Here is a 19,126-nt window from a genome sequence, read left to right on the forward strand (position 1 = left end):
GAATGAGCGAAGCCGGTTTCATCAGACGGATGGCCGGATCGACCGGAAAGACAATTACCCGGCATCCGTCGCTGGCGGCGGGAACCGTTGCGTTTGCGGTCGCGTTTGGCTTCGTGACCGTCAATGCGACCCAGTTCCAGCCGGGCGAGCATCCCGCGCCGTTTTTCGACACGCGCAAGCCGCCGGTTCAGAAACTGGTCGCGAACAGCGACGATATTCCCGTTCCCGTCCGCAAGGTTGCAACCTATCGCATCGAACAGCAGGACCCGGTGCGCACCGCAAGCATTCCGACGCCGCGTCCGCAACTCGAAAATCCGATTTCCGAGATGCAGAAGACGCTCGGTCGTCTCGGTCTCTATGAGGGCGAACCCGACGGCATTCTAGGGCCGCAAACCAGGGACGCCATCATGGCCTACCAGAAACAGGCGAGCCTGGACGCTACCGGCAAGGTGTCCGACGAATTGCTGGTGCATGCGCGCATACGCAGCCTGACTTCTGTCGCTACGCCGCGTCCGAAGCCGGCGCAAACCGCGACGCCGGCGGCCAAGCCTCGCGCGACGACGATTGAGGAGACCATCGAGGCGACGAGCGAGAAAACTGGCCAGGTTGGCCGCGCGACGCTGGATCCAGCCCCCATTCCCGCCGCGTCTCCCGATCTGGTCAAGAATATCCAGACCGGCCTCAGCAAACTCGCCTACGCCGATATCGAGATCGACGGCGTCGCCGGCCAGGAGACGACGAAAGCGATCCGCGATTTCCAGAAACATTACAACCTTCCGGTTACCGGCGCTCCGGACGAAATCGTCCTTATGAAGCTCAAGGAAATCGGGGCGCTCTAATGCGTCTGACAACCGCAGTGTGGACCAGCGCGCTTGTCCGGCGGCTGTTCGGCGACGGCGATTACGCCGTGATCGAGCGACGTGGCGCAGCCGAGGCGGGGGCGGTGTTCATTCGCGTTCGCCATCGGGACGGCACGGCGACGCTGCTTGCGCCGGCGCCGCAGGCGATTTTCGACGAGAAAAAGCCGCAGGATCGCGTGTTCGAGCGGCGCCTGTCCGCTGTCGCCGACGAAGATGTCGACGCATTGCTTGAACGCGAAGCCCGGTTCGATCCCGATCTCTGGATCGTGGAACTGGAGACCGAGCGGCCGGAAAACTATCTGGATATCATGCCCGACTGAAGGACTTGTCCGCTGCCGGCGCGGCTCCGCTCACCGGCGCCGCATGGTGGCGATCGGCCGTTGGCAAGGGGCGATCGCCCGTCTCCATGACCTGGCGGGTGTGGCGTGTGCGGTTGTCCCTTAGCGGCGGATTGGCGTTCCGCCAGGCGGTGACCTTCCGGCGGCTGATTTCAGGGTCGCATTCCGCGAGGAGGAGCGCAGCGTGGCTTTCGTCGCCCTCGACAGTCTGCAGATGCCAAAAGACCGCTTCAAGCGTCGCAATGATCTGAGCGTCGCCCAGTCCAAGCGCCTGCAGGGTCATGGCGAGCTGACGCCCGGAGCCGTCCATCAGGATGCGTTCTGCCAGCGCCGCCGTTGACTGCAGCCGATCAGCGAGCGCGTTCGAAAAACGCGTGCGATCGCCCAGCGCCGCGGCTTCGACGAGAGCATCGACGGCGACCGGCGCTGCGGTCGGTTCGGGCAGGGCGAGTTCGCTTGCCCGCAACGGTCGGCTGACCAGGGCCTTGAGTTCCGTGCGGACCCGCTCTTCGGTGGCCGACGGCGCGGCCTCCTGCCTGAAGCGGCTGCGCAAGGCGTCCTCGACGGGGGCGGACAGGAAGGACCGGCGGGCGATCGCCCTGACCTTGGAAAGCTCCAGCGTGGCGGCGAGCTCGACGAGCACGTCGTCCTGAAGCGACAGGCCGAAGGCGAGAAACGGGGCGGAGATTTCGAGGGGAGCGCGAACGATGGTGATCGCGACGTCGTGCGGCACGTCTGCAAGGCGGCTGAGAGCCGCCGAGGCAGTGCGTCGGGCTTCATCGGACGCGAATTCGAACAGCGCCACGAAAAGCTTCGAAAATTGCGCCTTCTCGCGCTCCGCCGGTCGCTGGACGGCTTCGTAACCAGCCACGGCGGCAAGCAGGGCAGAGTCCTTCTTGCCCGATACGCCGGCTCTCTCAAGGTCGCGAAAACGATCCAACACAACACCCAATACGCAGTACTATCGATGTCGCAAATTAGAGAAAAACCTTTATAAAACTATTAACTATGTTCTCTCTTTCACGCTGAATCGAGGAAATGCGGCAGCGCTCTTTTGCCGCCTCCGGGCTGAAATCAGCTCTCTGGCGCCGGGCTGCAGTCCGCGTCGGCCAGGAACTGTCTGGAAATTTCCTCCCAGCTTGGATCGGGCGAGACCGTGCGCAGGGCAAGATAGCCTTCATTGCCGGGATATTCGATCAGCACGGCGTCCGTCAGGATGTCCGGCAGGTTCTTGCGATAGCGCGTCATCTGGCGCGGCGTTGCAATGACCACGTCAAGCCCTTGATCCGTGCTGCTGCGGTCGTTCATGCTGTAGATCTCGTCCGACGCGGGATTGAAGATCGCCAGCGACCAGTATGGATTTTCGCTTTCCGAACTCACGCGCACCGGTTGGTCGGAGATATCGAAGCGGCAGATGGCGCTGCGGACGAACGGGTTGCTGTAGGACAGCAGGCTTTCGCGGCCCGGGGGAAGAACGTGGAAGAAGTTCGTCGGCCCCAGGGCTTCGATCTGCTTCCAGGCGTTGCGATCGGCGTAACGCGGGATCGCCATGATGATGACGATGTGGAGCAGCGCGGCTCCGACCAGCCCGGCAAGCAGCAGGAAGAGCGCCCTAAGCATCGTCGCAGCCCAGACGTTCGATTTTCGGCATTTCCAGCTCTTCCAGCCGCGTGCTGCCTGCTGTCGGCGTGTCGAACAGGGTGAGGATAAGTCGGAAATGTTGCGGCGCGCCGTCAATAGCCATCCAGTTGCCAGCCGAAGGCGTCCGGTCGAGGACGATGGTGAACAGGCCGTCGCCGTCGCGGGTGACCTCATGCGAATGGAAGGCGTAAGGGAAGGGACCGTCGACGGCGTACAGCCGGTCTTCCGCGTCGGTCATGTGCAGGCTCCAGAAGCGGGCCGGCGGCGTTTTGCCGCCGACGACGTAGCTGCAGTTCCCGCGCAAGCGCTGCCCTGAATCATCATTGTCTGCGACGAAGACCAGACCTTCGGCGCCGGCGAGCAGAACCTTGCCTGCCCGCGCCCTGTGCGCCTTGGCGTAAGGGTCGGCGTTTTTGGTGTGCGCTACAGGCCAGGCTTTCCATGCGCCGATCTCGATGGACCCGAAGCCGACCGTTGCCTTGAGCGCGTAGACAGCGCTGAACGTCGCGCCGGCGAAGGCGATGACGAGCACGATTGCTATCGACAGGGGTACGCGAAACATCCCTCGTCAGCGTCTCACTTCAGCGGAGCGCTGCGGTTCGACGGTCAGTTGCGGGGCATTCTCGAAATCCTCGACGAGCGCGCGCAGAATGTCGGTCGTTTCCCTGGACATGAAGCGCGGCCGCTGGATGATATCGCCGTTCTCGCCCTCAAGACCGGCGTCGGCCACCGTCGCCGGCGCCGCCGCGCCGTCGGGAAGCGGATCGTCGATATAGGGGATCGGCCGCAATTCTATGCCTTGATGCGCGTAGGTCATGACCTGTTTGAACGTCATGGCCGGCAGCGAACCCCCGGTCATCCGGTTTGTGGTGGTGAAATCGTCGTTCCCAAACCACACTGCAGTGGTGAAATTGCCAGTAAAGCCGATGAACCAGCCGTCGCGATAGGCCTGGGTGGTGCCGGTCTTACCTGCGGTTCGGATATTGTCGAGCTTCGCCCGGCGACCCGTTCCCCATTCGGGAATCTGCACCAGGATTGAGTTCATCGACCGCGTCGCCTCGACAGAAAGCACCCGCTTGCGCGGCGGCGCGTCGACCGCGTGATCGTAAAGAACCTCGCCGTCGTAGTTGATGATCTGGGTTATGCCGTGCCGGTCCGACGAAATGCCGCCGGCGGGAAACACCGCGTAGGCCGTGGCCTGGTCAAGCACGGTCACCTCCGACGTGCCGAGCGGCATGGTCTTGTCGGTCCGCACGGGCGATTCCACACCAAAACGTCGCGCCGTCTCGGCGATCGCCGGGGTGCCGAGATGATCGCGGGCGAGACGGACCGGTATCGTATTGACGGATTTGACCAGCGCCCGGGTGAGATCGACCCGGCCGGAATAGCCGCGTCCGTAGTTGCGCGGCGACCAGCCGTTCCAGGTGATTGGCGCGTCGCTGATGCGCGATTCCGGCGTGAAGCCGTTTTCCATCGCCGTCGCGTAGACATAGACCTTGAAGGAGGATCCCGGCTGCCGCAACGCATTGGCGGCTCGATTGAACTGGCTCTCGCCGTAATCGCGCCCGCCGACCATGGCGCGGACCGCGCCGCCATTCTCGATCATCACAATGGCGCCCTGGTTGACGCGGTAGCGCTTGCCGTAGCGTCTGAGGCCGGATTCCAGCGCCTCTTCGGCGGAGCGCTGCAGATTGGGATCGAAGGTGGTGCGCACGATCAGCGAGTGCTGGTCCATCCGCCCGGCGATCTTCTTGACTTCCTCGAAAGACCAGTCGAGGAAATAGTCCGGCGTGTCGGCGCTGTCGCGGTCGACGACGTTGGCGGGGTTGCGGCGGGCGCCGATGACCTGGCCCTCGGTGAGGAACCGGCCCTGAACCATATTGGTCAGCACTTCGTTGGCGCGGGCGCGGGCCGCCGGCAGGTTGATGTGCGGGGCGTAGCGGGCAGGGGCCTTGAACAGGCCGGCGAGCATGGCCGCTTCGGCAAGCGTGACTTCCGTGACGTCCTTGCCGAAATAGTAGCGCGACGCGGCCGCGATGCCAAAGGTGCCGCCGCCCATATAGGCGCGGTCGAGATAGAGGCGCAGAATTTCCTTTTTCGGCAGATTGGCTTCCAGCCAGATCGCGAGAAACGCCTCGTTGACCTTGCGCGTGATCGTGCGCTCATTGGTCAGAAACAGGTTCTTGGCAAGCTGCTGGGTGATCGTCGAGCCGCCCTGGACTACGGAATTGGCCTTGACGTTTTCGGTCATTGCGCGCGCCAGGCCCATGGCGTCGATGCCGTAATGGAAGAAGAAGCGGCGGTCTTCGGTCGCCAGAACCGCGTTGATAACGTGATCCGGCAGTTCCTCGACAGGCACGGAATCCTCGTGGATGATGCCCCTGCGGCCGATTTCGGCGCCGTAGCGATCGAGGAACGTCACGGCGAAATCGTCCTGTTCCGCCCAATTGCCGTGGGTGTGTTCGAAGGCCGGGAGGGCGAGCGCCAGCATGACCACCGCGCCAGCTGTGCCGAGCGTCATCGCCTCGCCGAGGACTTCGAACACGGCCCTCTTGAAACCGCGCATGCGAAAGCGCATGAAGAAGATATTGGATCTATCCCAGAACGACAGAAGCCCGGCCCCGGCCGACCAGAGCGTGGAATCGATCCAGGAATCGATGCGCAGCAGCAGTTTTCTGCTGGAACGCGGTCTGTCGGCGCCGTTAAAAGGATCCTGCACCCTGCTTGTCCCGTTTGAAGCCTCCGGCAGGCTTGTTTCTCAAGCCATAATCCGGCCAGTCTATTGCATGTCCCGTTTGAAAAGAACATGGGGTTTCTCACATTGTATTTATTAACCCCTGCAGAAGTATAAACAGGACAAATCAAGGTTGAGTGAACCATTCTGGAAGACAACACGGCTTGAAGACATGGACCAGAGGCAATGGGAAAGCCTCTGCGACGGCTGTGGTCGTTGCTGTCTCAACAAGCTTGAAGACTGGGACACCGGCGAAATCGCCTGGACGAATATCGCCTGCAGGCTGCTCGACCAGAACAGTTGCCGCTGCAGCAATTACGACGATCGCCAGTCAGAGGTGCCGGACTGCATCGGCCTGACGCCGCAGACCGTGCGGCAGCTAAGTTGGCTGCCGCCGACTTGCGGCTATCGGCTGGTCGCCGAAGGCCGCGATCTCTATTGGTGGCATCCGCTGGTTTCCGGCGATCCCGACAGCGTCCACGCCGCCGGCGTTTCGGTGCGTGGACGAACCGTTTCGGAAGAGGGCCTGGACGTTGAAGACTACGAGGACTTCATCGTCGACTGGCCGTTCGAGGATGTGGACGAGGACTGAGCGTTCTAGCCAAACGTCTTGGCCAGATGGTCTGAAATGACGGCTTTCAGCTCCAGCCCCTCGACATCCTGGAACGGCAGATCCTCCGTCCCGAGATAGGCTTTCTGGTTCATGGCGGTCCAGGCGTTGACGGCGAGACGGTATTTGCCCGACGGGTCGATATCGTGATCGGCGACGTGCACATAGTCGCCCGTGCGGCCTTCAAGATCCTTTGCCGCGAACTGGTTGGCGCGCGCGAGCATGGGCAGAAGCTGATCGCCGCTGACCTCCGCGACCTGCAGGCCGCCGCCAAACCGTACGAAAGCGTTGAAATCGAAGCGGCTGAGGGGGCCTTGCGACAGGGGCGCGCCGAAGGTCGTGTGGCCGATCATGGCGATATCCGCCCCGGTCGCCTGCCGCATAGCCTCGGTGGCCTGCAGGATCGAGTTGTGGACGTCGAAACTCTGCGGAATGTCGGCGATGATTTCCTTGTCCTCGTCGGTGAGGTGCTCGCTCATCTGGGTCGCCACCACGTCTGCCAGAGCCGCGTCGCCGGCGACCGGCTCCACCGCCTCGCTGCGGTAGCGGGTCGTCACGCCGTCGGGGCCCTTGAACAGCTCCAGTACGCCGATCTGGGTTCCCCAGCTTGCACCGTGAAAATAGGGGACGCCCTTGTGGTTCATCGCGAAATCGAGGTGGTCATGCGCGCCCTGGATGACGGAGCTCTCCGGCAGGCTGTCGATGAAGGTCTTGTCGGCGCTGACGCCGGCATGGCTCATGATGACCTTGAGGTCCGCGTCGGCGCCGGCGTCCGGCAGCGCGTCTGAGACGAATTGCGCGGTGTCGAGGAATGTCAGCGTGTCGCGCGCAGGCTTGCGGTAAACAAAGGGATTGGTCGCGGCGAGCCCGAGCAGCGAAATGTCGACGCCGCCAAGGCCCAGGCGATCGGACACCGGCGCGAAGAAGCGGCCCGTGCGTTTGTCGAGCAGGTTCGAGATGACGCTGACGCCAGCCTGATCAGCCTTGGCGACAAAGGTCGACATGTCGTCATAAATCGCGACTTCGTGGTTGCCGAGATTGATCACCACCGGCATTTCGGCGGCGAGCGCTGACAAAAACGCCCATTCGGCGAGGCCTCCCGAGCGTGTGCAGACAACGTTGCCGCGCTCGAAAATGTCGCCGTTGATGAGAACGGCCGAGGGAACGCCAGCGTCGTCGCGCAAAGTCTTCAGTTGCTCAAGCAGGGCGGGCAGGCGCGCGTAAGGCGCATGCAGGTCGGCGATCGTGAAAAGCACGGCGTCTGCTTGCGTGTTGGCGAAAGCGAAACCGGGAGCGGCTGCCGCGGCGCTTGCGGCGAGAAGGCCCTTCAGAACATGGCGACGGTCGAGGACGAAAGAAGATTTCAGCATCAAAAGCTCCTGATACGGATCGTAGGAAAAAAGCGATAATTCCCGTTCACCAAAAACATTTCCGTGACACGATGATGAAGGCGGTGCGCCTTAAGAACCGATTTGCCCGGAACGTCTGCCCGCCCGCCTGCGACCCTTGATCGCAAGCGGCATCATAATACACATTGACGTGGAGGATGCATCTATCGCGGCCATTCATGTCGAGTTCAGCCAAGGTCGCGTAGACAGGGGACAACACAGCGGGACGTTCAGGAAAAACTTGGACGCAACCGGCCCGCTTATAGTACACCAGAACCAGTTTCAGGCCGCGACCACAGGTCCGGCCAGACGAGCAGGGCAATTATGAGACATTACAGACGGGTGATTTTTGCGATTGCGGCGATGCTCGCCGCTTCCGCCCTTACAGGACAGGCTCTTGCACAGAACCGCGCCGATTGTTCGCGCGCGGCCTCGCGCGTGGTCGCCCAGACCGGCGGGCAGTTGCTGTCGGTGCAGACGGCCAAGAACGGCAACCAGGTGGTCTGCCGGGTAACGGTGCTTGCAAGCGATCAGAGCGGCAAACGCCGCACCAAGAAGACCATAACAGTCAGGCCCTGACGGGGCATGACGGTCGTTTCAACGAAAGAGAAATCATGCGGATACTTGTAGTAGAGGATGACAGGGATCTGAACCGGCAGCTCTGCGAGGCCCTGGAAGAGGCGGGTTACGTCGTCGACAAGGCCTTTGACGGCGAGGAGGGGCATTTTCTTGGCGACACCGAGCCCTATGACGCCGTGATTCTCGATATCGGCCTGCCGGAAAAGGATGGCATCACTGTTCTGGAGGAGTGGCGCGAGAACGACCGGACCATGCCGGTGCTGATGCTGACGGCGCGCGACCGCTGGAGCGACAAGGTCGCCGGCATCGACGCCGGCGCCGACGATTACGTCGCCAAGCCCTTCCACGTGGAAGAGGTGCTGGCGCGACTGAGAGCGCTGATACGCCGCGCCGCCGGCCTTGCGTCGTCGGAGATCGCCTGCGGTCCGCTGCGTCTCGACACGCGCGGCGCCAAGGTGACCGTCGACGGAAGGGCGCTGAAACTGACCTCCCACGAATTCCGCTTGCTCGCCTATCTGCTGCACCATGTCGGAAAGGTGGTGTCGCGCACGGAACTGGTGGAACATCTCTACGACCAGGATTTTGACCGGGATTCCAACACCATCGAGGTGTTCGTCGGGCGTCTGCGCAAGAAGATCGGCATCGACATGATCGAGACGATCCGCGGACTCGGCTACCGGATCCAGGCGCCCGCCGATGGCGGACAATAACGCCAAGGCGCAGTCGCTCACCGCCCGAGTGCTGACGATCGCGACCGTCTGGGCCGTGATCGCCCTGGTGGTGATCGCCGTGCTGATATCGACGCTCTATCGCAACAACGCAGAACGCGCCTTTCGCGAAGTCCTGCTTGCGCGCCTTTACAATCTCATCAATTCGGTCTCGGTTGGCGAGGACGGACAACTCGGCGGCGAGGTGCAGCTGGGCGATCTCGGGTTTTCGCAACCCGACAGCGGCCTCTACTGGATCGCTGATATCGTCGACGGCGACGACACGGACCGCCTTACGTCTCCATCCATGGGCACGCTGCAGATCGACGTGCCTTCCGCGGGCGAAATCCCGTTCAACGCGCGATACGAACGATTCTACCCGACGATTGACAGCAACGGCCATGAAATCGTCGTGGCCGAAACCGAGATCGTGCTGGAAGGCGGCACGATCGCACGATTCAGGGTAACGGGAAGCCAGCATGCGGTGGATGGCGACGTCGCCGCGTTTTCGCATCGTCTCTATCTGTATCTCGGGCTGTTCGGTGTGCTCAGCGTCTTCGTCAACGGTTTCGCTATCCTGTATGGACTACGCCCGCTCGACGCCGTCAAGCGCGCGCTGGAGGACATCCGAACGGGCAAGACAGAGACGCTGACCGGCCATTTTCCCAGGGAAATCGTTCCGCTGGCGGCGGAGGTCAACGCGCTTATCGACAACAACAAGCGGATCGTCGAGCGGGCGCGCATGCAGGTCGGCAATCTGGCGCATTCCCTCAAAACACCGATCGCCGTGCTGCTCAACGAAACCCGCGGGATGAAGCCGGAACAGGCGACGCTGGTCAGCGAACAGGCGCGGGCGATGCAGCAGCAGGTCCAGCACTATCTCGACCGGGCGCGCATCGCCGCGCAGCAGAACTCATTGCTCGTACGAACTGACACCGCCGAGGTTCTGGAGCGGCTGACCCGGGTCATGCGCCGGCTTAATCCCGATACCGAGTTCGATCTCGCGCTGCCGGAGGGCGCGCCGCAGCTCGCCATGGAACAGCACGATGTCGAAGAGATTCTCGGCAATCTGCTGGAAAACGCCGCAAAGTGGGCTAACGGCAAGGTTTCGATTACAGCAGAAGCGCCCGAGAAGATCAGGAGCGGCTCTGGTCAGAGGCCGCTGATGGATATACTCATCGACGACGACGGCCCCGGCATGCCGGAAGACCAACTCGAAGAGGCGCTGAAACGCGGCAAGCGACTGGACGAGAGCAAGCCCGGAACGGGGCTCGGCCTTTCGATCGTCAGCGAGATCGCCGGCGAATACAAGGGCGCGTTCAAGCTGGAGCGCAGCGCGCTTGGCGGATTGCGCGCCCGCCTGTCGCTTCCGGTTGCGGTTCGGTGAACGCGATCAAAACACGGCCACATTGATGGTCTAAAGAGCAACTCTTACCGGTCAGTCGATGCGAAGGCCCTTTCCAATGAAGCCATTGCCGCTTGTATTCGCCAGTATCATCGCCGTTTCCGGATGCGCCGCATCCGGGAACGAGACGAGTGCGCCCAATGCCTTCTGGCCACAGAGCCAAGGTGACAACGCGGCGCTCGCCGCGTTCCAGGGCGGGATCATCGATCCGCAGGTCTCCGCCACGTTGAGCCGGAACGACCGGGCGCGGGCGCTGGAGGCCGAATATCGCGCGCTTGAACTCGATTCGGCCGGAAAGGTTATCACCTGGCAGGGCAAGAAGGACGGCGTCGGCGGCGAAGTCTACGCCGGGCAGAGCTATATCGTTGGCTCGCAGCACTGCCGGCAGTTGCATCACACCGTCAACCAGAATGGCGCAAGCACCGCCTCGCGGGGCGCCGCTTGCCGCGACGAGAACGGCAACTGGGCGCCGCTGGGCTGACGCCTGGCGTTTTCCAAACGCGCTTCGACAGCGGTCGCCGCGACCGCTTCACCCCGACAGCGACAATTTTGCATTTTTCATTGGAGTCATTCTAGGTTATCGGCTTGCTGACGAGAACGTAAGCTGAGAAACCGCCCACCGGTACACCGCGCCGCAAGCCCTGTTTTCGCAAAGAACGGGACCCTATGTAACCAAGATGCTGTTCTGGATATTCGCCGCACTGATGACGGTCGCTGTCGCGATTGTTCTGCTCGCTCCGGTCATGCGGCGGGAAACGCGCGGCGTTGCGGATCGTGATTTCGACGCCGAGGTCTATCGCGACCAGTTGTCCGAGATTGAACGGGATATCGAATCGGGCCTGATATCGGCCGAAGAGGCGGAATACGCCCGCGCCGAGGTGGGTCGACGGCTGATCAAGGCTTCGCGCGGCGCGGACGCGACGAGGAAAGCTGGCGGCGGCGCGGCGCGCATCACCGGATGGGTGGTTGTCATCGCCTTGCCGCTGATCGCCATCGGTGGATATTTGTCGCTCGGCAGCCCGGGCACGCCGGCGCTGCCCTTGTCGGCGCGCATGCAGGCCACGCCCGAAAACGCCGATCTCGCCATGCTGATCAAGCGCGCCGAGGACTATCTGGCAAGCAATCCCGACGATGGCCGCGGCTGGGACGTGCTGGCGCCGATCTATCTTGAGAGCGGTCGCATCGCCGACGCCGAAATCGCCTATGCGAACGCCATACGGCTGCTCGGATCGTCGGCGCAGCGGCAGGTTGGGCTCGGACAGGCGTTGTTTGCGAAGTCCGGCGGCATCGTGACCGCGGAAGCCCAGGCGGCTTTCGGCGAAGTTCAGAAATTTGCGCCCGGCGAGCCCTTTTCGGCCTATTTTCTTGCGCTGGGTCTGGCCCAGGAAGGACGAAGGCAGGAAGCGGCGGCCGCGTTTCGCGCGATGGTTGACAATGCGCCGGCCGACGCCTCCTGGTTGCCGGCCGTACGGCGGCAACTGGCCGAACTCGGGGACGGCGCGGCTCCCGAGCAGACGCTGCCCGGCCCAACGCGGGAAGACGTGGCGGCGGCCGAAGAGATGACCGACGAGGAACGCGGGCAGATGATCGAAGGCATGGTCGCCTCGCTCGACGCGCGGCTGCGCGACGAACCTGACGATCTGCAGGGTTGGAAGCGGCTGATCCGCTCCTACATGGTGCTCGGACGCCCGGGCGACGCCGAAGGCGCGCTCGAGCGCGCGCTGGCGGCGTTCGATGGCGAAACAGACGCAATGCGGGAACTGCAGGAAGCGGCGATCGAAGCGGGCGTGCAGCCGGAGGAACGGGTCCAATGACGCGCAAACAGAAACGGCTATCCCTGATCGCAGGCGGTCTCTGCGTGATCGGCGTCGCCGTGTTGCTGGTGATGTTCGCGCTCAGCAGCCAGATCGCCTATTTCCAGTCTCCGACGGATATCGCGGAGGGCGCGGCCCCGCCGAACCAGCGCATCAGGCTTGGCGGTCTTGTGGTGGACGGATCGGTGAATCAGGGGGAAGGCGCGGAGGTGAGCTTCGGCGTGACCGACACCGCCAACACCGTCGAGGTCGTCTATAACGGTATTTTGCCGGATCTTTTCCGGGAAGGGCAGGGCGTGGTCGTCGAGGGGATATTCGAGGCCGGCAATCCGGTGTTCCTGGCCGACAGCGTGCTTGCAAAACATGACGAGACCTATATGCCCAAGGAAGTCGCTGACTCCCTGAAGGAGCAAGGCGTCTGGCAGGGGAACTGACAGGTGATCATTGAACTTGGACATTACGCCCTCGTTCTGGCTCTGGCGGCGGCGATTCTGCAGTCGGTAGTCCCGATCATTGGCGTGCGCCGATCCGACGAGGGCCTGATGGCGATGGCGCCGGTCGCGACAATGGCGACGCTTGCGCTGGTGCTGTTTTCCTTCTGCGTGCTGACCTGGTCTTATCTGACGTCAGATTTTTCGGTCGCAAACGTCTGGGAAAACTCGCATTCGCTGAAGCCGCTGATCTACAAGTTCTCCGGGGTCTGGGGCAATCACGAAGGCTCGATGCTGTTGTGGGTGCTGATCCTGGTGCTGTTCAGCGCGCTGGTCGCCGGTTTCGGACGCAACCTGCCGGCGGAACTCAAGGCCACGGTGCTCGCCGTTCAGGCCTGGATCGTGACGGCCTTCCTGCTGTTCATCCTGATGACGTCGAACCCGTTTCTGCGGCTGGCGCCGGCGCCGGCGGAAGGGCAGGACCTCAACCCCATCCTGCAGGATCCGGGCCTCGCGATCCATCCGCCGCTGCTTTATCTCGGCTATGTCGGCTTCTCGATCAGCTTTTCCTTCGCTGTCGCGGCGCTGATCAACGGCCGCATTGACGCCGCCTGGGCGCGCTGGGTGCGGCCCTGGACGCTGGCCGCCTGGACAGCGCTGACCGCCGGCATCGCCATGGGCTCCTACTGGGCCTATTACGAGCTTGGCTGGGGCGGCTGGTGGTTCTGGGATCCCGTGGAGAACGCCTCTTTCATGCCGTGGCTCGCGGGCACTGCGCTGCTGCATTCGGCGCTGGTGATGGAAAAGCGGGAGGCGCTGAAAATCTGGACGATCCTGCTTGCAATCCTGACATTTTCGCTGTCGCTGCTGGGCACTTTCCTCGTGCGCTCCGGCGTGCTGACGTCAGTACATTCCTTCGCGACTGACCCGCAGCGCGGCATCTTCATTTTGTGCATCCTGGCGATCTTCGTCGGCGGCGCGCTGACGCTTTTTGCGCTGCGCGCCGGAACGCTTTCGCAAGGGGGGCTGTTCGCGCCGATTTCGCGCGAGGGCGCGCTGGTTCTCAACAATCTGTTCCTGACGACGGCGGCGGCGACGGTTCTGACCGGGACGCTTTATCCGCTGGTGCTGGAATCGTTGACCGGCTCTAAGATTTCCGTCGGCGCGCCGTTCTTCAACCTGACCTTCGGCCCGCTGATGGTTCCGCTGCTGTTCATCGTGCCATTCGGGCCGCTGCTTGCCTGGAAGCGCGGCGACCTGTGGGCGGTCACGCAGCGCCTCTATCTTGCGGCGGGCCTCGCGCTCGTCACCGCGCTGGCGGTTCTCTGGTTCACGACCGGCGCGCCGGTGCTCGCCGCCTTCGGCGTTGCGCTCGGTGTCTGGCTGATCGCCGGAAGCCTGACCGACCTGGCTCTTCGCGCGGGATTTGGCCGGGCGGCGCCTTCTGTCTTCCTGCGCCGCCTCGTCGGGCTGCCGCGCTCGGCTTTCGGCACGGCGCTGGCGCATTTCGGACTTGGCGTAACGGTGATCGGCGTCGTCGCCTCCACGGTCTTTTCCACCGAACTCGTCACCCGCATGAAGCCGGGCGACGTGGTCGAAGCCGCCGGTTACGAACTGGCCTTCGACGGTTTGCAGCCGGCGGTCGGTCCCAATTTCACGGAATTGCAGGGGCGCTTTACGGTGACGAAAGACGGGCGCGCGATTGGCGACATCACATCGGCGAAGCGGCTCTATACGGCGCGGCGTATGCCGACCACGGAAGCCGGCATCATGACGCGCGGCTTCAGCCAGCTTTATGTGTCTCTTGGGGACGAGGGCGAGGACGGAACCGTAGTTGTGCGGGTGTGGTGGAAATCGTGGATCACCTTCATCTGGTTCGGCGCGGTGATCATGTCGATCGGCGGCTGCATATCGTTGCTTGACCGGCGATTGCGCATCGGCGCGCCCACCCGAAGCCGCGCGGCAAAGCCTGCAGCGTACCCGGAGCCGGCCGAATGACGACGCTTGTTCGACAGGCGCTGCTGGTTCTGCTGCTGTTGATCGGGTCCGCCGGGCAGGCGTTCGCCGTCACCCCCGACGAAATGCTCGACGATCCGGCGCTGGAACAGCGCGCGCGTGCGATTTCCGCCGGGCTGCGCTGTCTTGTCTGCCAGAACCAGTCGATCGACGATTCCGACGCGGAACTCGCCCATGATCTGCGGGTGCTTGTGCGTCAGCGCCTTGTGGAGGGCGACAGCGACGAGGAAGTGATCAACTATGTCGTCTCGCGCTATGGCGAGTTCGTGCTGCTGAGACCCCGGCTCACGGCACAGACGATCGCGCTCTGGTCGACACCGGCGATATTGCTGGCGATCGGGCTGATCTGGCTGGTCGCCTCGATCCGGAGGCGCGCTGCGACAGCCTCCGGCGCGCTGCTTTCCGACGATGAGAAACGCGAACTCGACCGGCTGCTCGACGCAGAAAAGTTCGAGTAGCCTCCGAGCAACGATACAGGGAGTGAAACATGGCGTCGAAATCCGTTAAGGTCGAGTTTGACGGCCATTCAGGCGCGCGTCTGGCGGCGAGACTCGATACGCCGGATGGCGATATCAGGGCCTATGCGCTGTTCGCCCATTGCTTTACCTGCACGAAGGATTTCGTCGCTGCGCGCCGGATTGCGGCCGAACTCGCCCGGCTTGGCATCGCCGTGCTGCGTTTCGATTTCACCGGCCTTGGCGCAAGCGGCGGCGAATTCGCCTCGACCAATTTTTCCACCAACGTCGCCGATCTGCGTTCGGCGGTGGATTTTCTGCGGGACAACTACCAGGCGCCATCGTTGCTGATCGGGCATTCGCTAGGCGGAGCCGCAGTGCTGGCCGTCGCCAGCGACGCGCGCGAGGCGCGCGCGGTCGCGACCATCGCGGCGCCGGCGGACGCCGCGCATGTCCTGAAGAATTTCGGCGCCAATCTCGATGAAATCGAGGAGCGCGGCGAGGCGCAAGTGACGCTCGGCGGACGAAGTTTCCTAATACAGAAGCAGTTCGTGGAAGATGCAAGAGAGGTGGAGCTCGGCCGCCGCATCTCCGCGATGCGGAAACCGCTTCTGATCATGCATTCGCCGTTCGACGAGATCGTCGGCGTCGACAACGCCACGAAGATCTTCACCGCCGCGAAACATCCGAAGAGCTTCGTGTCCCTGGATCATGCCGACCACCTGATCAGCAAAGAGGAAGACGCCGCTTTCGTCGCGGCGATGATCTCTGCCTGGGCGACGCGCTACCTTCCCGCAGACGCGCCTCAGGGGCTTGAAGACATCGAGGCTGTGCGGGTGAGCGAGACCGGGGAAGGCAAATTCCAGAACACCGTGCACGCCGGACAACACCGGTTGTTCGCCGACGAACCGGAATCCGTTGGCGGCATGGACAGCGGCCCGTCGCCCTACGACTACCTTTCGGCGGCGCTGGGCGCCTGCACGTCCATGACGCTGCGCATGTACGCCGACCACAAGAAGCTCGATCTCGGCCGCATCACCGTCGACGTGTCGCACAAAAAGATGCATGCGAAGGATTGCGAGGACTGCACGCAGCAGCAGCGCGAGAACGGCGGCAAGATCGACCGCTTCGAACGGGTGATCTCCATCGATCCGGATATTCCGGCGTCACTGCATGACAAGATGATCGAGATCGCGGGAAAGTGTCCGGTGCATCGGACGCTTGAGGCGTCATCGCATGTTGCGACGCGGATGAAGGGCGAGGGTGAGTAAGCCGGGAGAAACGGCCAAGACAAATCAGTTGGTGCAAACAAACGTGGAAGATTGCCAGTCTAACAACTAATAAAACACAGCAGCTTTTCGTCCAATTACGTCGGAATCTATATTAATGCCGTAGAACTGTATTCATTCAGGCTAACGTGTCGGTTTTTGGCTTAAATCCATACAGAAGATCATATCAGAACTCACCAAATGATCTTCACCGAACGCCTGCCCTACAGCAGCATAATTCCTTTCAAACCTGGAGAGGTAGAGATCGGCAATATTACGAGCATCTCTGAGGTTTGATTCAATTGCGACTTGGAGATTATCAGTCATGCCGTCCTGAATACTCTGCATTACAGCGGCCGCTAGAAATTCCTTCATTGACGCTTCGTAAAGATTGAAAACTTCAGCTCCCATTCTCTCTTTGCCAGTCCATTCCAAGAAGGCTTGGTAAAGCCCACCGCACCGAACAAATGGATAAGGTTTCGCCGAAGTTCGAAACGCATCAGCCAGCGGCCTCATTTCTTGAGCAAACGAAGGAAGTGAAAACAGCAACAATATTGCTATAAAGAACAATCTCATCTTGTAAATTTGCATGTAATTTGGCGCGCGTGCAAGTTTAACGATAAGAGATATTTTCACTTTTGCTAGTCTAAGATAGGTGGGAACAATATGCGTGCCTTCGTCGCGCCATTACTAGATGATAGTACAGGCGCGCTACAAATTATGGCGTACTTCAGATATTGGACACTAGGTCCGACAGATGAAGGGTAAAGAGCTGACCTCAGCGGTTCAATGCTTCTGTGATCCTCGGTGACGCGAAACTGAGGAAGGCGCGCAGTTTCTGCGGGGCCAGGCTACGCGGTGGATATACAAAACTGACCGGCCACGGTTCGGGCTCGAACGATGTGAGTATCCTGACCAGGCGCCCATGTTTCACCGCGTCGGCGATCTGATACGAAAGAACTCGCGTTATCCCGAGACTGGCCTCCGCGGCGGCGATGGCTGCTTCCGCCGTATTGACGACCAGTCGTGAGCGGATAGCGGCTCCAGTCGCCTCGCGTCCTTCACCGAAACGCCAGGCGTTCGGCGACATCAGATTGCCGAATGTGACACAGTCGTGATCCGCCAGGTCCCGGGGATGTTCAGGCGTTGCGTTGTGCTCGAGATAGTCGGGGCTTGCGCAGACGACCTGCCGCACAAAGCCCAGCCGACGCGCCATGAGGCTGCTGTCGGGAAGCGAGCCTATCCTGACCGCCAGATCGAAATTTTCCTCGTGCAGGCTGACGGGACGATCGGTCTGTTCCAGCCGCACGTCCACGTCGGGATGAGCCTTGAGGAAGTCGGTCACGACCGGGAGGACGTGCAGGCGCCCGAACACGATCGGAGCCGTCAGCGCGAGCGTGCCCTTCGGCCTGCTGAACTCGCCGGTGGCGATGCGCTCGGCTTCGGCGACATCCTCGAGAATCCGTCTCGCCGCCTCCAGATAGGCTGCGCCGGTGTCTGTGAGCGTCAGCCCACGCGCCGAACGCAGCAGCAATTCCGCGCCAAGCTCCGTTTCGAGTTCCGCCACCCTACGGCTGACGGTGGCGAGCGGCATGCGCAGTGCGCGCGCTCCGGCGGAAATCGATCCGGCGTCGACGACCGCAGAAAGGATCGACATGGCTTGCAGGCGATCAGTCAAGATCTCTCACTTTCTGGAAGGGTGGTTGCCAATATTACTATCTGCCGTAGAAATATGGAAGCCTCTATCGTCATGGCGAGCGTTGCAAAAAGGAGCCATACGATGCGCCCGCCACTTCCACCCTTCACTTACGAGACCGCCCTGGAAAAGGTGCGCCTTGCCGAAGACGCCTGGAACAGCCGCGACCCCGAAAGGGTCGCTCAGGCGTACAGCCCGGCCAGCCGCTGGCGTAACCGGGACGAATTCATCACCGGTCGCGACGAGATCGTTGCGTTTCTCACACGCAAATGGACGCATGAACAGGACTATCGCCTGATCAAGGAGTTGTGGGCGTTTGGGGGTGAGCGCATCGGCGTCCGGTTCGCCTATGAATGGCATGATGCGCAGGGTCGCTGGTTCCGCGCCTATGGAAACGAAAACTGGGCGTTCGACGCCAATGGCCTGATGGCCGAGCGCCACGCCAGCATCAACGACCGACCGATCGCCGAAAGCGACCGCCTGTTTCACTGGCCGCAGGGTCGTCGACCCGACGACAATCCGTCGCTTTCGGAACTGGGGCTTTGAACGATGGACAGGTTGCACCCGGAAGACATCGCCTTTTCGGACGCCGTCCGAAAGCAGCAGTCGGCGCGCGGCTCCCGCGAGGCAATTCAGCGAATGACGGAGCGGCGGCGCTGGCCCGATCGGCTGACCCCGGAGATCATTGATTTTATTGCTCAGCGAAACAGCGCATTTCTCGGCACCGCCAACCGGGAAGGTCAGCCATACATTCAGCATCGGGGAGGGCCGCCCGGTTTCATGCGCGCGCTTGACGAGCGGACGATCGGTTTCGCCGATCTCGCGGGCAACCGGCAGTACATCACCCTCGGGAACCTGTCGGAGAACCCGGCGGCCTTCCTGTTCCTGATGGATTACGCGACCCGCAACCGCGTGAAGTTCTGGGGCAAGGCCCGGGTTGTTGAAAGCGATCCGGATCTGATCGCCCGCCTCCGGCCCGAGACGGGCGGTCGGGCGGAGCGCGCCATCCTGTTCCAGGTGGCGACGTGGGACATCAACTGTCCAGCGCACATACCCGTGCTCGTGGACGCCGCGGCTGCGGCCGAAGCGATCGCACACCGCGATGCGCGGATTGCGGAACTCGAAAACAGACTGGCGCAAATAACGCCAACGACATCCTGAACCAAGCGCGGCGGCGTAACGTC

General features: G+C 62.2%; 21 protein-coding genes. 14 read left to right on the top strand and 7 right to left on the bottom strand.

Going from position 1 to position 19,126, the window contains the following annotated elements:
- Positions 1–2 precede the first annotated feature (2 nt).
- Together K1W69_RS19745 and K1W69_RS19750 are read left to right on the top strand one after the other, a co-directional pair.
- Complete coding sequence (locus K1W69_RS19745; protein ID WP_220230170.1) at positions 3–839, top strand: peptidoglycan-binding domain-containing protein; 837 nt, start codon at positions 3–5, stop codon at positions 837–839.
- A complete protein-coding gene (locus tag K1W69_RS19750) occupies positions 839–1,180 on the top strand; it encodes a DUF1491 family protein (protein ID WP_220230171.1) in 342 nt (113 codons plus the stop codon). Before K1W69_RS19745 ends, K1W69_RS19750 begins: the two co-directional genes overlap by 1 nt.
- On the opposite strand, the gene K1W69_RS19755 is transcribed toward K1W69_RS19750, so the two are convergent.
- From K1W69_RS19755 to K1W69_RS19770, 4 genes are all read right to left on the bottom strand, one after another.
- On the bottom strand, positions 1,167–2,138 hold the full coding sequence (locus K1W69_RS19755; RefSeq protein WP_220230172.1) for a hypothetical protein: 972 nt from the start codon (positions 2,136–2,138) through the stop codon (positions 1,167–1,169). The genes K1W69_RS19750 and K1W69_RS19755 overlap by 14 nt on opposite strands.
- Positions 2,139–2,272: 134 nt before the next feature.
- The gene (locus tag K1W69_RS19760; protein ID WP_220230173.1) at positions 2,273–2,818 is read right to left on the bottom strand and encodes a DUF1254 domain-containing protein; all 546 of its coding nucleotides are present in this window, start codon (positions 2,816–2,818) and stop codon (positions 2,273–2,275) included.
- Positions 2,811–3,401 (bottom strand): DUF1214 domain-containing protein, encoded by a 591-nt coding sequence (locus K1W69_RS19765; protein ID WP_220230174.1) that lies wholly within the window; start codon positions 3,399–3,401, stop codon positions 2,811–2,813. The genes K1W69_RS19760 and K1W69_RS19765 overlap by 8 nt, the downstream gene beginning before the upstream one ends.
- 6 nt (positions 3,402–3,407) lie before the next feature.
- Entirely contained in the window at positions 3,408–5,558 is a 2,151-nt protein-coding gene (locus K1W69_RS19770; protein ID WP_220230175.1) for a transglycosylase domain-containing protein, read from the bottom strand.
- A gap of 148 nt (positions 5,559–5,706) precedes the next feature.
- Here K1W69_RS19770 and K1W69_RS19775 point away from each other — a divergent pair, with 148 nt between their 5' ends.
- Positions 5,707–6,165, top strand: coding sequence for a YcgN family cysteine cluster protein (locus K1W69_RS19775; RefSeq protein WP_220230176.1), 459 nt, complete (start codon positions 5,707–5,709; stop codon positions 6,163–6,165).
- A 5-nt stretch (positions 6,166–6,170) separates the two neighbouring features.
- Here the strand turns inward: K1W69_RS19775 and K1W69_RS19780 are convergent, their stop codons facing one another.
- Entirely contained in the window at positions 6,171–7,553 is a 1,383-nt protein-coding gene (locus K1W69_RS19780) for a metallophosphoesterase (RefSeq protein WP_220230177.1), read from the bottom strand.
- Between the two features lie 342 nt (positions 7,554–7,895).
- On the opposite strand from K1W69_RS19780, the gene K1W69_RS19785 reads away from it, so the two are divergent.
- From K1W69_RS19785 to K1W69_RS19825, 9 genes are all read left to right on the top strand, one after another.
- The gene (locus K1W69_RS19785) at positions 7,896–8,150 is read left to right on the top strand and encodes a hypothetical protein (protein WP_220230178.1); all 255 of its coding nucleotides are present in this window, start codon (positions 7,896–7,898) and stop codon (positions 8,148–8,150) included.
- A 35-nt stretch (positions 8,151–8,185) separates the two neighbouring features.
- The gene (locus K1W69_RS19790; RefSeq protein ID WP_220230179.1) at positions 8,186–8,860 is read left to right on the top strand and encodes a response regulator transcription factor; all 675 of its coding nucleotides are present in this window, start codon (positions 8,186–8,188) and stop codon (positions 8,858–8,860) included.
- On the top strand, positions 8,847–10,244 hold the full coding sequence (locus tag K1W69_RS19795; protein WP_220230180.1) for an ATP-binding protein: 1,398 nt from the start codon (positions 8,847–8,849) through the stop codon (positions 10,242–10,244). Before K1W69_RS19790 ends, K1W69_RS19795 begins: the two co-directional genes overlap by 14 nt.
- Positions 10,245–10,320: 76 nt before the next feature.
- On the top strand, positions 10,321–10,743 hold the full coding sequence (locus tag K1W69_RS19800; protein WP_220230181.1) for an RT0821/Lpp0805 family surface protein: 423 nt from the start codon (positions 10,321–10,323) through the stop codon (positions 10,741–10,743).
- Between the two features lie 196 nt (positions 10,744–10,939).
- Positions 10,940–12,076 (top strand): c-type cytochrome biogenesis protein CcmI, encoded by a 1,137-nt coding sequence (gene ccmI / locus K1W69_RS19805; protein WP_258571224.1) that lies wholly within the window; start codon positions 10,940–10,942, stop codon positions 12,074–12,076.
- The gene (gene ccmE / locus K1W69_RS19810; RefSeq protein WP_220230183.1) at positions 12,073–12,510 is read left to right on the top strand and encodes a cytochrome c maturation protein CcmE; all 438 of its coding nucleotides are present in this window, start codon (positions 12,073–12,075) and stop codon (positions 12,508–12,510) included. Before ccmI ends, ccmE begins: the two co-directional genes overlap by 4 nt.
- Positions 12,511–12,513: 3 nt before the next feature.
- Complete coding sequence (locus K1W69_RS19815) at positions 12,514–14,505, top strand: heme lyase CcmF/NrfE family subunit (RefSeq protein ID WP_220230184.1); 1,992 nt, start codon at positions 12,514–12,516, stop codon at positions 14,503–14,505.
- Entirely contained in the window at positions 14,502–14,981 is a 480-nt protein-coding gene (locus K1W69_RS19820; protein WP_220230185.1) for a cytochrome c-type biogenesis protein, read from the top strand. The genes K1W69_RS19815 and K1W69_RS19820 overlap by 4 nt, the downstream gene beginning before the upstream one ends.
- A 29-nt stretch (positions 14,982–15,010) precedes the next feature.
- Positions 15,011–16,249, top strand: coding sequence for a bifunctional alpha/beta hydrolase/OsmC family protein (locus tag K1W69_RS19825; protein ID WP_220230186.1), 1,239 nt, complete (start codon positions 15,011–15,013; stop codon positions 16,247–16,249).
- Positions 16,250–16,390: 141 nt separating this feature from the next.
- Here the strand turns inward: K1W69_RS19825 and K1W69_RS19830 are convergent, their stop codons facing one another.
- Both K1W69_RS19830 and K1W69_RS19835 read right to left on the bottom strand, forming a co-directional pair.
- Positions 16,391–16,882 (bottom strand): hypothetical protein, encoded by a 492-nt coding sequence (locus K1W69_RS19830; protein WP_220230187.1) that lies wholly within the window; start codon positions 16,880–16,882, stop codon positions 16,391–16,393.
- Positions 16,883–17,024: 142 nt separating this feature from the next.
- Positions 17,025–17,903 carry a LysR family transcriptional regulator gene (locus K1W69_RS19835; protein ID WP_220230581.1) on the bottom strand — a complete coding sequence of 293 codons (879 nt, stop codon included), beginning with the start codon at positions 17,901–17,903 and terminating at the stop codon, positions 17,025–17,027.
- A gap of 123 nt (positions 17,904–18,026) precedes the next feature.
- On the opposite strand from K1W69_RS19835, the gene K1W69_RS19840 reads away from it, so the two are divergent.
- Both K1W69_RS19840 and K1W69_RS19845 read left to right on the top strand, forming a co-directional pair.
- Complete coding sequence (locus K1W69_RS19840) at positions 18,027–18,488, top strand: nuclear transport factor 2 family protein (RefSeq protein ID WP_220230188.1); 462 nt, start codon at positions 18,027–18,029, stop codon at positions 18,486–18,488.
- A gap of 3 nt (positions 18,489–18,491) precedes the next feature.
- Positions 18,492–19,103, top strand: a complete 612-nt coding sequence (locus K1W69_RS19845; protein WP_220230189.1) for a pyridoxamine 5'-phosphate oxidase family protein — start codon at positions 18,492–18,494, stop codon at positions 19,101–19,103.
- Positions 19,104–19,126: the final 23 nt, after the last annotated feature.

It is taken from the genome of Flavimaribacter sediminis, assembly GCF_019492055.1.
GTDB classification, from domain to species: domain Bacteria; phylum Pseudomonadota; class Alphaproteobacteria; order Rhizobiales; family Rhizobiaceae; genus Flavimaribacter; species Flavimaribacter sediminis.